Annotated in this window: 9 protein-coding genes; 3 read left to right on the top strand and 6 right to left on the bottom strand. The window is 52.1% G+C overall.

What is annotated here, in order from left to right:
- Positions 1-209: 209 nt before the first annotated feature.
- The 3 genes from D2E26_RS01730 to D2E26_RS01720 form a co-directional block, all read right to left on the bottom strand.
- Positions 210-2,588 (bottom strand): DNA topoisomerase IV subunit B, encoded by a 2,379-nt coding sequence (locus D2E26_RS01730; protein WP_125962972.1) that lies wholly within the window; start codon positions 2,586-2,588, stop codon positions 210-212.
- Between the two features lie 8 nt (positions 2,589-2,596).
- On the bottom strand, positions 2,597-4,084 hold the full coding sequence (locus tag D2E26_RS01725; protein ID WP_420897198.1) for an RNA polymerase sigma factor: 1,488 nt from the start codon (positions 4,082-4,084) through the stop codon (positions 2,597-2,599).
- 149 nt (positions 4,085-4,233) lie between these two features.
- Positions 4,234-4,989: a DUF4192 family protein gene (locus D2E26_RS01720; protein ID WP_125962971.1), complete on the bottom strand. Its 756-nt coding sequence runs from the start codon at positions 4,987-4,989 to the stop codon at positions 4,234-4,236.
- Between the two features lie 350 nt (positions 4,990-5,339).
- On the opposite strand from D2E26_RS01720, the gene D2E26_RS01715 reads away from it, so the two are divergent.
- On the top strand, positions 5,340-6,494 hold the full coding sequence (locus D2E26_RS01715; protein WP_125962970.1) for a polyprenyl synthetase family protein: 1,155 nt from the start codon (positions 5,340-5,342) through the stop codon (positions 6,492-6,494).
- A gap of 136 nt (positions 6,495-6,630) precedes the next feature.
- Entirely contained in the window at positions 6,631-8,754 is a 2,124-nt protein-coding gene (locus D2E26_RS01710) for a Stk1 family PASTA domain-containing Ser/Thr kinase (protein ID WP_125962969.1), read from the top strand.
- A gap of 110 nt (positions 8,755-8,864) precedes the next feature.
- Here D2E26_RS01710 and D2E26_RS01705 read toward each other — a convergent pair whose 3' ends face one another.
- A complete protein-coding gene (locus D2E26_RS01705) occupies positions 8,865-9,581 on the bottom strand; it encodes a lysophospholipid acyltransferase family protein (protein ID WP_125962968.1) in 717 nt (238 codons plus the stop codon).
- A gap of 50 nt (positions 9,582-9,631) precedes the next feature.
- On the opposite strand from D2E26_RS01705, the gene D2E26_RS01700 reads away from it, so the two are divergent.
- Positions 9,632-10,249, top strand: a complete 618-nt coding sequence (locus D2E26_RS01700) for a hypothetical protein (RefSeq protein WP_125962967.1) — start codon at positions 9,632-9,634, stop codon at positions 10,247-10,249.
- A 160-nt stretch (positions 10,250-10,409) separates the two neighbouring features.
- Here D2E26_RS01700 and trpD read toward each other — a convergent pair whose 3' ends face one another.
- Positions 10,410-11,489, bottom strand: coding sequence for an anthranilate phosphoribosyltransferase (gene trpD, locus D2E26_RS01695; RefSeq protein WP_125962966.1), 1,080 nt, complete (start codon positions 11,487-11,489; stop codon positions 10,410-10,412).
- Positions 11,490-11,670: 181 nt separating this feature from the next.
- Complete coding sequence (gene secA, locus D2E26_RS01690) at positions 11,671-14,622, bottom strand: preprotein translocase subunit SecA (RefSeq protein WP_125962965.1); 2,952 nt, start codon at positions 14,620-14,622, stop codon at positions 11,671-11,673.
- Positions 14,623-14,973: the final 351 nt, after the last annotated feature.

Here is a 14,973-nt window from a genome sequence, read left to right as displayed (position 1 = left end):
GCTCCCCGAGTTATCAATCTCTACGATTCATCCCATATCGGTGATGATTCATGATTCTTATTGTAGGAATCTCTAATTTATTACTAACCGATTTACCCGTAATTTGAGATACGGTGCTTCTGCCAAAAACTCATAAATAAACAACAAGGCTTGATTACTCGGAGGTATAACCCCAAAGCAATCAAGCCTTATTCAACCATTGTTGCAGATCAGGTATCGATCTTTGAACGATCAAAATCGTTGGCGTTGTCAACAATAAATTGACGACGTGGTGGCACTTCATCGCCCATAAGCAAGCTAAAGATTTCATTGGCCTGCATTGCTTCTACTGCGGTAATACGGCGCAGCATGCGCGAGCGAGGATCCATAGTCGTGTCGGCAAGCTGGTCAGCATCCATCTCACCCAGACCCTTGTATCGCTGAATATCAGCATCATAAGTAATGCCAGCACTATCGAGTTCAGCAAGCTTGCCAGCCAATTCATCATCCGAATAGGTGTAAATGTACTGGCCCTTACGTGAACCCGTTAATGCAATACGGTGCAGTGGAGGCACAGCAGCATATACATGACCCGCTTCCACAAGTGGTCGCATATAACGGTAGAACAGCGTTAACAGCAGCGTTCGAATATGGGCGCCATCAACATCTGCATCGGTCATCATAATGATCTTGTTATAGCGAGCCTGATCCAGATCGAATGTTGCACCAGAGCCTGCACCCACTACCTGAATAATGGCAGCACACTCTTTATTCGAAAGCATCTGCGATAGCGAAGCCTTCTGCACATTCAAGATCTTGCCTCGAATTGGCAGCAGTGCTTGGAATGCAGAATTACGAGCAGCCTTTGCCGTACCTAATGCCGAGTCACCCTCGACGATGAACAATTCAGCAACATCGTCATTACCAGGCTGGCAATCAGACAGCTTCGAAGGCATAGAAGCCGATTCGAGTGCATTCTTACGACGCGTAACTTCCTTCGTCTTACGTGCCTGAATGCGAGCGTGCATTTCGCCCACAATCTTTTCGAGCACACGCATCGACTGTTCTTTATAGCCACGCTTCGTACCGTTAATGAGCTCTGCGAACAGCTTGTCGCACAGCCTCTGCACAACACCCTTAACCTGAGCCGTACCGAGTACGTCCTTGGTCTGGCCTTGGAACTGAGGCTCTGCGATACGCACGGTCACGACGGCGACGAGACCAGCAAGAATATCGTCTCGCTCAACCTTCATCTTCGAGTCTTTGAGATTGACCTTGAGCTTGCGTGCGTTCTCTTCAACAGCCTTACGAACAAGCTTCGTTACCGACTGCAAGAAGCCATCAACATGCGTACCACCGCCAGGCGTTTCCACAATGTTGACGAAGCTACGCATGGTCGTGTCATAGCCGTTCGTCCAACGCAGTGCAATATCAACATCGCATGTACGCGTCACGTTCTCAGCATGCAGATCACCGTTAGCATCAACAGCCTGCGTTTCTTCCTTATAGGTGCCTTGGCCAGAAATACTCCACACGGTGCTCACTGGCTCGCCCATCGTCAGGAAGTCAACAAAGTCAACAACACCACCCGTGTGCTGGAATTCTTCCACACGACGGTGGCCAGGCTTCGACTGCGTTGCCTCAAGTACAGTCGTATCTTCAGCAACCAAGTCATGAGCCTGTTGCTGAGCCGAATCTTCATCGGTAGCTGCTGCTTCGCTGTGTTCTTCATCCTGATCTGCAGTTGCTTCAGCTTCAGTATTGAGCTGCTGTTCTGCTTCTGCTGCTGCAACTTCGAGGGTTTCTGCAGCGCCAGCCTTTGCCTCATCAACATCAGTTTCAACGAGCGTATCAATGGCCGCATTACCGGTTTCTTCGATGTTCTCGTCAATAACCGTGATTTTCAGACCAGGAACCAAGAAGCTCGTCTGACGAACGCGCTCAATGAGCTGGTTGTAGTCAAACTTAGCGGTTTCGTTGAAGATCTCTGGGTCAGCCCAATAGCGAATACGCGTACCGGTGCGCTTTGGTGGCACCTTGCCAATGATTTCAAGTTCAGTTGGCCTATTCTTACGCGTCTTCTTAAACGGCGAATCAGGCGACGGATGTTCTGGATCTGCATCGGTATACACACCAGGATGACCCTTGTGGAAGGCCATGTGATGTGTTTTACCGTCGCGATCAACTTCAACATCAAGTCGCGAGCTCAAGGCGTTTACGACTGACGAGCCGACGCCGTGCAAACCGCCTGCAGCGTTATACGACGATGAGTCGAATTTACCGCCAGCGTGCAGCTTCGTCAGTACTACTTCAACGCCCGAGAGCTTAGTCTTAGGCTCAATATCAACAGGAATGCCGCGTCCATTATCGGCGACTTCAATTGAGCCGTCGGTATGCAACGTCACAGTAATGTGCGTGCAGGCACCTGCCAGGGCCTCATCGACTGAGTTGTCGATGATTTCCCAAAGGCAGTGCATTAAGCCTTGACTATCGGTAGTACCGATATACATGCCAGGCCTCTTGCGCACAGCATCGAGGCCTTCAAGCACGACAAGACTATCCGCGCCATACCCGGTTTTCCGAGTGGCGGATTTAGAAGATTTCACCATGTTCTCGCTCACTGATCAAGGAAGTCGCGCAGCGTCTGGGAGCGCGAAGGATGACGAAGCTTCGACATCGTCTTGGACTCAATCTGACGAATACGCTCACGCGTCACGCCATACACACGTCCAATATCATCCAGCGTCTTTGGCTGGCCATCTTCCAGACCATAACGCATCTTGATCACGCCTGCTTCACGAGGAGACAGCGTCTCAAGCACCTGCTTGAACTGCTCCTGCAGCAGCGAGAATGCCACAGCTTCCGATGGTGCAATTGCATCGGTATCCTCAATCAGATCACCGAACTCCGAATCACCATCTTCACCCAGAGGCGTGTGCAGCGAGATTGGCTCACGACCGTACTTCTGGACTTCCTGCACCTTTTCCACAGGCATATCCAGCTCACGTGCGAGCTCATCTGGTGTAGGCTCACGACCAAGATCCTGCAGCATCTGGCGCTGAACGCGAGACAGCTTGTTAATGACCTCAACCATGTGCACAGGCACACGAATCGTACGAGCCTGATCAGCCATTGCACGCGTAATTGCCTGACGGATCCACCACGTTGCATACGTGGAGAACTTGAAGCCCTTCTTCCAATCGAACTTCTCGACTGCACGAATCAGGCCCAAGTTACCTTCCTGAATCAGATCCAGGAACAGCATGCCGCGGCCCGTGTAACGCTTTGCTAGCGACACCACGAGTCGAAGGTTAGCTTCGAGCAGGTGGTCCTTAGCCTTCTTACCGTCGTTTGCAGCCCACTTGAGCTCACGCTTGCGAGCGAACGACATACCCTCAGACTCAGTATCGAGCAGGTGCTGTGCATACAGACCAGCCTCAATACGCTCCGACAGGTCAACTTCCTGCTCTGCATTCAGCAGGCTGACTCGACCAATCTGCTTGAGGTAATCCTTCACAGGATCTGCCGTTGCACCTGCGGTAACCACGCGACGCTTTGGATTACGACCAGTACGCACTGGACGATCGTCATCATCATCGTCATCATCGCGCATAACGAAGGCACCCTTAGCCTTAGGCTCTTCAGGCTGCTCATCTTCGTCATCATCGTCTTCGTCGTCTTCAATATCGTCGACGTCTTCTTCTTCGTCATCGTCGTCAACGTTATGAGCGTTATCGATATTGGAATCTAAGTCGAGATCGTCGTCAACGTCTTCGTCGTCATCTTCAACGTCGAGCGTCAGCTCATCGACTTCTTCTTCAGCTTCCTTAGCCTTCTTCGTAGACTTACGAGGCTTCTTCGTAGCTTCAGTAGCCTTCTTAGCTGCAGTCTTACGAGTCCTCTTCGCGGTGGAAGCAGTTGCCTTCTCTACTGCATCAGAAGCCTTAGCCTTCGTGGACCTTGTGCTGGTCTTCTTTGCCGTAGTCTTCGTAGACTTCTTAGCTGTGCTCTTTCGTGTTGCCTTGACGGGAGCCTCCGCTGTGGTTTCCTCAGTAGCCTTAGTTGAGGTCTTCTTATTGGTTGCGGACGTAGTCTTCGTGACCAAACTCACCCTCCTGAACATGTCCTTAGTGGGACGAACCTGCATGAACGCATACTCCTGCCAAATGCAAGTCTGTCGACTTCAGTGAGTAAACCACAAAACCGAGACGTTTATTCCTGAGCAGTCTGAAAATTAAGACATATTTTTGCAGATTATGAGTCACTAATTTCGAGGTCCTCAAACGACTGCTTCCAGACGGTATCTTGCAAGGTTTCTAAGCCTCGTGCACTGCGCGGAAACACCCCATGACTCAGCGCGGTTAACACAATATTGGCCATAGAACAGGATTGATCAGCATCCTGTGCCAAAACAGCTGCTCGTTGTGCATTACCACCCATACCCATCCACCACCATAGGAAGGCCATAACGGCTGCTGGCTGTGCCAGAAAACGCCCGACATTACCAACTGCTTCCATAACGAGTTGCAGCACAACAATGCCACGTAGTGCTGCTTGGCTATCAATACCTTGTTCATCGCCATAGAACGCGTCTTCCAGCAAACTATCGACGCTCACTGCATTGCTCTGCATATACGGGTGATAGATATATTGCATGACTAACTGTTGGCGCTGTTCGGCATCCATATGAGCAGCTAATACTGTGGCAATTACACCATCGCGAACTGGCAGTGACTCAGCCATCACTACAAAAAGACGCACCATAGTATCTATACGCACGCGATGTGCCGAACCATCAATAAGCCGTGCCCAATGCTGCTGCGGTTGTTGCACCCATTGTTGTAGTGCAGCTTTACGGCCTAAATGTCTGACGTCTTCATGGAACTGAGCACACAACTGGTCAAACTGCGTATTACAGGCACTCAAATCTCGCGACTCATGCTCAAGCTGTGCTTGATCATGCACCAGTGCAATAAGCTCATCAAAATCAATATGCTGACGCTCGTTCATAGCTGCTCCCCTAGGTGTATCTATGCTCACTTGCTGCAATACAGAACTTCGTTGTTCTGTAGCTCTCACTGTTGTTGAATCGTATGCAGAAATCGAGCTCCCAAGGCCACTGTGGTTAACTGCTTGAGCCGTCCACCACACACATGTGCTCAGATTCTTGTTCTCATGTTGAAATTTGGATGAGCCTTACGTGTGAAAGCAGTGCCTTAGAAGCAGTGCCTGACATGTGGAAGCAGCGCGTTATATATAGACCACAGATTTGCCGTACTTATGGAATATGTATGCGGTTTCAGCACTTGAATAGAACGGCACCGTGCACGGTTGTCGCAACACTATGAATGAATCAAGGTATGAGCGCAGTAAGTATGGAATCTGATCTGGCGTTAATCGAACCACGAATTGCTCAGCTAATTCGCGAGCAATTAGATACGCATTTGGCAACAGCTGCAGACTATGAGCAAGCCTCTGGTCTGCCAGCAAGCACTATTGCGCCTCAATTGCAGCCAGTACTCGATGCTGTTGAACAGCAGGCATTGCAGTCAAGCGAAGGCGGTAAGCGCCTGCGCGCTTTACTCGTGCTGCACACCTTTGATGCTTTCCTGCAGTCGGCACATGAACAGCAGCTGGCTCCAGCACAGCCAGAGCCAAACCGCTCCCATGTGTTGGATTTAGCATGCGCTGTAGAACTGTTCCAAACTGCAGCCTTGGTCCATGACGACATTATTGATGATGCTGATTTGCGCCGTGGTAAGCCTGCTGCACATCGTGCACTAGCCAAGGCCGTAGCTGGTCAAGCAGCTGGCACTGGCTTAGGCATTATGCTTGGCGATTTGTTGGCAACAGCATGCTCTGTTGTTGCGACGAATGCGGCTAGCCAATTACCAAGCATGCATTCGCTGAACGAAGCTTTTATGCGTATGCAGCAAGAGGTCGAAATTGGTCAGGTGCTTGATCTGGCCGTTGAAGCCATGTCGCTCGATGATCATGATTCTTTAGCACACGCGTCACTCAATGTGTTCCGTTGGAAGACGGCTAGCTATACGACTATTGCCCCACTGCTGCTGGGCATGCTGGCTGCTGGCGTCGACGTGGATCGCGCAACTGAACTCGCCTTGCATATTGGTATGCCTCTGGGCTTGGCATTCCAGCTTGCTGATGATCTGATTGATGTTATTGGCACGAGCCGTCAAACCGGTAAGCCTGTTGGTGGCGATATTCGCGAAGGCAAGCGCACTGTGCTGCTCGCCGATACGCTCGCCCAGGCCACGCCAGAAGATCGCGCCATGCTTGTGCAATGGTATGAAGCTCCAGAACGTACAACCGATCAGGTCAATACGGTGATCTCGTTAATGCGTTCTACTGGTGCTGTTGAAGCTAGCGAGCAACGCATTCACAAGCTGTGGCTGCAAACCAGCGAAGCTATTGATACTGTTCAGCTCACCGCCGACGCCAAGCAACAGCTGCGCGAGGCTTGTGCTCGATTCATTCCTGCACATCTGCGCTGAACGCTGTCTCAACCCAAAATACCGAGCGTATTTTCACTCAATGCACACCGTTATTCGTTGCATCAGCACGACGCCATCGTTGTAAAATGAGCAACGCATCACCCACCATGGTCATGGAAGGGGTCAGAACAACATCATGACCGATTCGCCGAACATCCAGGAAGGCGCACTTATTGACGGCCGCTACCGCATTCTTGAACGAATTGCTGAAGGCGGCATGGCTACAGTGTTTACAGCAAAAGATGAGCGTCTAGGCCGCACTGTGGCAATTAAGGTCATGCATATGCAGCTGGCCCAAGGTCCTCAGCGTGAGCAGTTCGTGGAGCGTTTCCGCCGTGAAGCTACGAGCGCTGCCTCCATCGCCAATCCGCACATTGTGCAGGTTTATGATTTTGGCGAGTTCAATGGGCTGGACTATCTCGTTATGGAATATGTGCGCGGTTCGAATTTGCGTCAGGATATGCAGCGTCAGCACACGTATTCAGTGCGCGACACGTTGCGCATTATTGGCGAAGTGCTTGATGGCTTAGCCTCGGCACATCGTGCTGGCGTTGTTCACCGCGATATTAAGCCTGAGAACATTATGTTGAACGAGCGCGGCCGCGTGCAGATCACTGATTTTGGTCTGGCTAAGGCTATTTCTCAGGCCACGCTGTCGAGCACGGGCATGCTGTTGGGTACGGCTGCATATTTGGCTCCAGAAATGATTTCCGACAATCAAGCCATCGCACAGGGCGACTGCTATTCGGTGGGCATTATTGCTTGGGAAATGTTGACAGGTTCGGTGCCATTCAAGGCCGATAACCCAGTGACACTTGTGTTCAAGCATGTCAACTCTGATGTGCCACCTGTTTCGTCCGTGTGCACGGGCATTGCCCCTGCTGTTTCTGATTTTGTCAGTTATTTAACGGCTCGTAGTGTTGATGCTCGTCCTGCTGACGCCGATCAGGCTCTGTTGCGTTTGCATGAGCTCATGAACTCGCTGTCCGCCGACCAACTCGCCTACCGTTACGATCCAACGGCTACGAAGACTTCCTCACTGATTGGTTTCGACGGTTTGGCTCAGTCTCAGTTCGTGCACAACGATCTGCCTGCTGATGCTACACAGGTGCTTCCTCCTACTTCTACTTCTGATCAGCCGACCAAGGCGGATACGTCTTCGATTCCGCCTACTACGGCCGTACCTCAGCAGAACGGTGATGATGCACCGACGGTTGCTATGGCATTGCCGCTCGCTGAGGAATCAGAAAATGAAACACAGTCGAAAGCCAAGAAGAACGGCAAGAAGGGCAAGAAAAAGGGCCTGATTATTGGCCTGATTATTGCTCTGGTGCTCGTTCTCGGCGGCGTTGGCGGCGCAACCTACTACATGCTGATGGGTCCGGGCAGCTACAATACGCTGCCAAAGCCGGACGGACTGAACTGTCCTTCGGACGGCGCTTGCAAGATCACTGGCGTGAGCTGGAAGCAGTACAAGAAGCAGCTTGATGCTGCGGAAATTCCATACACCGTGACTGAAGAATACAGCGATACGGTTCCTGCTGGTGACATTATTTCGACGAACCCAGCTAATGTTGATGGCCGCGTCAGCAAGAAGGGCGGCAGCGTCAAGGTTATTGTGTCGAAGGGTATTCGTCAGGCGACGGTTCCTGCAGACATTATGGATGCCAACTCTGCCTCGGGTAAGAACCCTGTGGAAGCGCTGAAGAAGGCTGGCTTCACGAATATTACTGAAGCTGAGGCACAGTATTCGATGGATGTGCCAGAAGGTGCTGCTATTTCGGTGATTCCAGGTCCTGGTACGACCGTCAATCACAATGATCAGGTAACCGTGACGCTGTCGAAGGGTCGTATGCCTGTGACGATGCCTGATGTTGTTGGTAAGCAGCGTGATCAGGCTCAGGCAGCTCTGGGCGCCGTCAAGCTCAATGCTTCGTACGAAGAGAAGTATTCCGATAAGGTTCCTGCTGGTGAGGTTATGGAACAGTCGGTGCCGGCGAATACGCAGCTGCACTGGGGTGATGACGTGCACATCGTGGTTTCTAAGGGTCCAGAAATGGTCACGATGCCAGATGTGACGGGTAAGAAGACTGATGAGGCACGCAAGATTCTTGAAGGCCTCGGTTTGCAGGTCAAGGTCACGGCTCCTGTTGGTGACTTCCTGCACACGGTGCGCTTCCAGTCCCCTAAGGCTGGCGAGCAGGTGCGCTTGCACGGCGAAGATGGCAAGCCAACTGTGGTGACGCTAACCGTGATCTGATAGGCAACACAAAACAATCAGCCCTCCAGTGTGAATGCTGGAGGGCTGTTTTTATATGTAGTGAGCGCTACAACCGAGCGATCACATCAAACTCGGGCTCACATTCGGGCTCACTGAGCCTGTTCTTGATCTTTAGCGGTCAGTGCAGCTTCTTCTTTCATCTGCTGCTTGACGACTTGAGCATATTCAGGAACATATTCCTGACCCGAAAGCTGCTGAATCTGAGCCGTTACCTGATCGGTCAGATCGCGCAGCATCTCACGCGTTACTTCGTTTGCTGGAACTGGATCCACATACATTGGCTTGCCATACAGCACCTTCGTGTGACCCTTGCCTGGAATGACGGTGCCAGGCTTCTGGATTTCACGCGTACCAATAAGAGCCGTTGGAATAATTGGTGCGCCCGTTTCCAGTGCCAGACGAGCAACACCCGTGTGACCCTTGTACAAACGGCCATCAGGGCTGCGTGTACCTTCAATATGAATGCCGAACAGGTGGCCTTCTTCAAGAATGTCACGTGCGTGATTCAGAGCACCCAGCGACTTCGAACCGCCAGAACGATCCACTGGGAAAACGCCAGCGCTCGTGAAGAACCACTTCTTCAGACGGCCCTTAAGACCCTTGCCTTCGAAGTAATCCGACTTGCCCATGAAGTGGATCATGCGAGGGCACGTCAGTGGCAGCAGACCATCGTCAATAACTGCTAAATGATTCGCAGCAATAATGGCGCCACCATGCTGTGGAATGTTCTCAAGACCCTCAACTTCTGGCTTAAACCTGTGGCGTGCAATGGGGCCTAGTGTTTTCACAAAAAACCAATACAACATCGTGAGAACCTCCAGTTAGATGACGCACGGCACTATTACAGTGGTTAGATATGACTGGACTCAACAATAGCAACGATGGGGACGAAACAGGCATGGATACACACAACCATGACCAGAATCAGTCAGCAAACGGGGGCAAAGCAGTGCAGCAGCCTGCTTCCAATGGTTCTGATGATGCATGGCAAGCCTTTATGGCTGAGCACGAGGACGATTTGAACGACGTCAATAACTCTCGTGCTGCCAAAAAATTCAACCGCAAGGCGCAACAAAATGAGCGCAAAGCAACCAAGCGTGCACGTAAACAGATGATGTTGTCTGTGAATGAACTCAGCAATTCCAATTTTGTCGGGGGTAAACCCGCCGGGCCTCGTGATTTTACGGGTTCGAGTTGGCTTGATACCGATGATGTTATGGATCGTCATGGTTCGCCATTTGTGCCGCCAAATCCAGATCTCAGTGGCGTAAACCGCGGTCGCGCTGCACTGTGGGCTGTGCTCGTCGCTGGCATCGCCTTGATTCTGATTGCCGTATTGCTGCCATCGTGGGCTGGCTTTATTGGTGTGCTTGCAGCGCTGTGTGTACTCGTGGGTGCTGGTGGCTTAGTCATGACGCATAAGGGTCATGATGAAACAAAGCAAAGTTGGGATGACGACGGAGCCCGCGTATAAACGTGTGCAGAATAACCGGTCACGGACCTGGATCAAACCGGGCATGACCTAAGACAGCACTGTGCATAAACCGGGCATAACAAAAGCCGTAACAAACTTGGATTAAGCGATTGCTCAGAGTTTGTTACGGCTTTGCTTGGAGTACGACTTGTGCTGCGAGCTACTGGTGCTGCGCGGCCTTCATTTCTTGCCTCTTATAGCGACGCGCTGTGTCGATCCACGTATTGAGTAGCTGCTCTGCCTTGCCGCTGTTTAGGGCCTCTTCTGCGAGCTTGTAGCCTACCGAGAAGCGTTCAGCAAGTGAACCATCGGCAGGAACTAAATGACCATCAGCCACAATGGCTGCTGCAGCATTCAATAATGCCGTGGTGCGGAATGGCACATCTTTACCAGCAACGAGATCACGAACAGCTTCCGCATTGACTTCCGGATATCCGCCACGCAAATCATCCACAGTGACGCGCTCAAGACCGAGCTCTTCGATTGGGTCGAAGGTTTTCTTCGTCACTTCCCCATGACGGAACTCCCAAATATCGATTGGGCCCGTTGGAGCCATTTCATCGAGTCCCTCAGCTGAGGTGAACACCATGCCGCTCTGGTTGTTAGCTGCATAGACTTCAGCCATTAATGGGCTAATCTCGCGATCTGCACAACCAATGGCCAAATGATCTGGTCGTGCAGGATTCGTCAGAGGACCAAGCACGTTAAATACTGATGGCACGCCCAGTGCAGCACGAACTGGGCCCACATGACGCATAGAAGGGTGGAACGTCTTAGCGAAAGCAAACGTAATGCCAGTTTCTTCGGCGACCTTGGCCACATCTTCTGGTGTCAGGTCAATTGGTAGGCCGAGCGCTTCGAGGCAGTCAGCGGCACCACATTTCGACGATGAAGCACGATTGCCATGCTTGACCACAGTTACACCTGCTGCTGCAGCCACAATGGCACCCATCGTAGAAAGATTAACCGTGTGTGCGCCATCACCACCAGTACCCACAATATCGGTGGCCTCGGTATCAATGCTCAGTGGCACGGCATGAGCAACCATAGCTCGTGAAGCACCAGCAACTTCTGGTGCAGTTAAACCGTTGAGCTGCTGCGTTGCGAGTACGGCGCCAACAATAGCCGGATTGGCATTGCCTTTCATGAGGTCATCAACAAACCACTCGGCTTCATCGGCGTTGAGATGTTCTTTGTTCATTAGCTTCATCAACAGCGATTTCCACATGATTTGTGTCATGATGATGTCTCCTTGGCTCAATGCCGCGATTGCGGCAGTGGCCTCATTCTAACGATTTGAGCCCTAGTAATACGGACTAGTCCACATCACGAAACAAAAGAGCGGCACTCCCCTATTTCCAGAGGAATACCGCTCTTTGTTAGCAGTTCACATACTGAGATTGTTACTCAGTTCGTGGTGCTCACTGCTCGTTCTGACCGTGGCACTGCTTGTACTTACGACCCGAACCGCATGGGCACTGAGCATTGCGACCCGTGCCTGGGAACGTGCGACCATCAGCCCATGGGGACTTGAGCTCATTGCTCTTTGGACGCTTGGACGTTGGTACATCGCCATCAGCATGCGACACTGGCTTTGGACCGGTCACGTGGCCTTCACGCGTGTGATGATGAGCTTCCTTCTTCTCTTCGAGCTCTTCAGCCGTTGCCTCTTCATCAGCATCATCATCTTCAAGATCTGGATCAGCTGGTTCGCTGAGCTCCACCTTGACATCGCGATCAGCATCTTCGAGCGACGTGTCAATGCCCTCAGACTGCTCAGTTTCGTCAACAGCCTCTTCGATCTCAGTGTTCATAACATCGTCGGCGTTCACGGTAACCGATTCATCCTCGGTCACATCCTGCGTGTGAGCCACGCTCTGGATGTCCACGTTGAACATGAGCTGGATCGTCTCCTCCTTGATTGCTTCAATCATGGAGTTGAACATCTGGTAGCCCTCGCGCTGGTACTCAACGAGTGGATCGCGCTGGCCCATACCACGCAGACCAATACCGTCCTTGAGGTAATCCATCTCGTAGAGGTGCTCACGCCACTTACGATCGAGCACTGCCATAACCACACGGCGCTCGAGCTGACGCAGATCCTCATCGCTCAGTGGCTCAGCGAGCTCGTCGTACTTATCCTGTGCATCCTCAACAAGGACCTTGAGCACAGCCTTCGTAGCCTTTTCGCCCTTGAGACCTTCGCAAGCTTCCTTGAGCTCATCAGCGTTCAGCGTGCATGGATACAGATCCGAAGCTGCCTTGACGAGGCCTTCGAAGTCCCAATCACGTGGCTTATCAGAACCGCGGTTCGCACCGTTCACGTAGCTCGAGAGCGTATCGGAAATGAAGCGCTCCACGTCTTCGTGAATATCCTCGCCCTGCAGCACAGCCTGACGCTCAGCGTAAATCACCGTACGCTGCTTGTTCATCACGTCGTCGTACTTAAGCACGTTCTTACGGATTTCGAAGTTACGCGATTCCACAGCCTTCTGAGCCGTGCGCACGCCCTTCGAAACCGACTTCGACTCGATTGGCTCGCCTTCTGGCATGCCCTTAGCCATAACGCGTGCCACAAGCTGCGTGTTGAACAGACGCATCAGATCGTCTTCGAGGCTCAGGTAGAAGCGCGACTCACCTGGATCGCCCTGACGGCCGGAACGACCGCGCAGCTGGTTATCAATTCGGCGAGATTCGTGGCGCTCAGTACCGAGCACGTACAGGCCGCCAAGTTCCTTGACTTCCTCGTGCTCTTCCTTGACCTGGTTCTTAATCTCCTGCAGCGTTTCTGGCCACAGACGCTCGTACTCTTCTGGCGTCTCCTCTGGCGAGTAGCCGTCCTTCTTGAGCTTGGCATCAGCGAGGAACTCGACGTTGCCGCCGAGCATAATATCGGTACCACGGCCAGCCATGTTCGTAGCCACGGTCACAGCGCCCTTACGGCCTGCAACTGCAACCACAGCAGCTTCCTTATCGTGCTGCTTAGCGTTGAGCACCTGGTGATCAATGCCAGCAACATCGAGCAGCGACGACACAATTTCCGAAGACTCAACGCTTGCCGTACCGAGCAGCACAGGCTGACCCTTCTTGTGACGAGCAGCCACATCGCGCACGATTGCAGCGAGCTTTTCCTTCTTCGTGCGGAAGATCAGATCGTCCTTATCCTGACGAATCATTGGGCGGTTCGTAGGAATTGGCAGCACGCCGAGCTTGTACGTACCCATGAACTCAGCAGCCTCGGTCTCTGCAGTACCGGTCATACCTGCGAGCTTGTCGTACATACGGAAGTAGTTCTGCAGCGTAATCGTTGCGAACGTCTGATTCTCTGCCTTGACCTCGACGTTTTCCTTAGCTTCGATTGCCTGGTGCAGACCCTCGTTATAACGACGGCCTGGCAGAATACGACCCGTGTGCTCGTCAACAATCAGCACTTCGCCGTTCGAGACCACGTAATCGCGATCGCGCAGGAACAGTTCCTTAGCCTTAATAGCGTTGTTCAGGTAACCGATCAGCGCCGTGTTGTTTGGCTCATACAGGTTGTCGATACCGAGGAAGTCTTCGACCTTCGTAATACCTGGGTCGAGAATGCCGACGACCTTCTTCTTCTCGTCGACCTCGTAATCCTCATCACGGTTGAGCTTGAGCACGAGCTTGGCGAACTGACGGTACCAACGCGTCACGTCACCCTCAGCTGGACCCGAAATAATCAGTGGCGTACGAGCCTCATCGATCAGAATCGAATCGACCTCATCGACGATGGCGAAGTGGTGGCCGCGCTGTACGAGCTCACCCTTCTCCCATGCCATGTTGTCACGCAGGTAATCGAAGCCGAACTCGTTGTTCGTGCCGTACGTAATATCAGCGTTGTACTGCTTACGACGCTCAACTGGTGGCTGATTCGTAATAATGCAGCCTGCGTTCATACCGAGGAAGCGGTAAATACGACCCATGAGCTCGCTCTGGTAGCTTGCCAGATAGTCGTTCACGGTAACAACGTGCACGCCCTTGCCTTCGAGTGCATTCAGGTAGCTTGGCAGCGTTGCCACCAGCGTCTTACCTTCACCCGTCTTCATTTCTGCAATGTTGCCCCAGTGCAGAGCAGCACCGCCCATCAACTGGACGTCGAAGTGACGCAGACCAAGTGTGCGCTTCGATGCTTCACGTACGGTTGCGAATGCTTCCGCCATAATGTCGTCAAGCTTGGCGCCGTTATCGAGCTTCTGCTTGAATTTTGCAGTTTGGCCCTTCAGCTCGTCGTCAGACAGTGCGCTGATCTCGTCCTCCAGAGCGTTCACCGCTTTAGCAACGTTTTCCAGTCGCTTAATCTGGTGACCCTCACCCATTCGCAGGGCTTTGTCAACAATGTCTACCACATTCACTCCTCAAGTTCGGTAGTGCAAAACAGTTCAGAGCTTAGTCGACTCTTACCCCCTTCAACATATTTTTCGACCTTTTTATTCAATTATTTCCGCAAAACACACAAAACGTCCCAAATTTACTAATCTCCGCGTCTCTACGATGTCCTCAACAAATATCTCCACGAGCATCTCAACAAGCATCCACTCGAGGATCTCAATACGACTCATTCCAACCGGCACTGCATCACACATACCCTTGCTCACCGTCCCCGTTAGCTCTAATGCAGCAGCACTATCCCGCAACATGGTTCAGCTCCATACCCGTCTTAAACGCAACAAAGGGACCCTTGTGGGGTCCCTTTGCGA

It is taken from the genome of Bifidobacterium dolichotidis (assembly GCF_003951975.1).
GTDB lineage: Bacteria > Actinomycetota > Actinomycetes > Actinomycetales > Bifidobacteriaceae > Bifidobacterium > Bifidobacterium dolichotidis.
This window is presented reverse-complemented; position numbering and strand designations above follow the sequence as displayed.

Coding starts and splice junctions, on each gene's coding strand:
- D2E26_RS01700 (WP_125962967.1), top strand. CDS start 9,632: ATGACTGGACTCAACAATAGCAACGATGGGGACGAAACAGGCATGGAT.
- D2E26_RS01730 (WP_125962972.1), bottom strand. CDS start 2,588: ATGGTGAAATCTTCTAAATCCGCCACTCGGAAAACCGGGTATGGCGCG.
- D2E26_RS01705 (WP_125962968.1), bottom strand. CDS start 9,581: ATGTTGTATTGGTTTTTTGTGAAAACACTAGGCCCCATTGCACGCCAC.
- D2E26_RS01715 (WP_125962970.1), top strand. CDS start 5,340: ATGAGCGCAGTAAGTATGGAATCTGATCTGGCGTTAATCGAACCACGA.
- D2E26_RS01710 (WP_125962969.1), top strand. CDS start 6,631: ATGACCGATTCGCCGAACATCCAGGAAGGCGCACTTATTGACGGCCGC.
- D2E26_RS01720 (WP_125962971.1), bottom strand. CDS start 4,989: ATGAACGAGCGTCAGCATATTGATTTTGATGAGCTTATTGCACTGGTG.
- trpD (WP_125962966.1), bottom strand. CDS start 11,489: ATGACACAAATCATGTGGAAATCGCTGTTGATGAAGCTAATGAACAAA.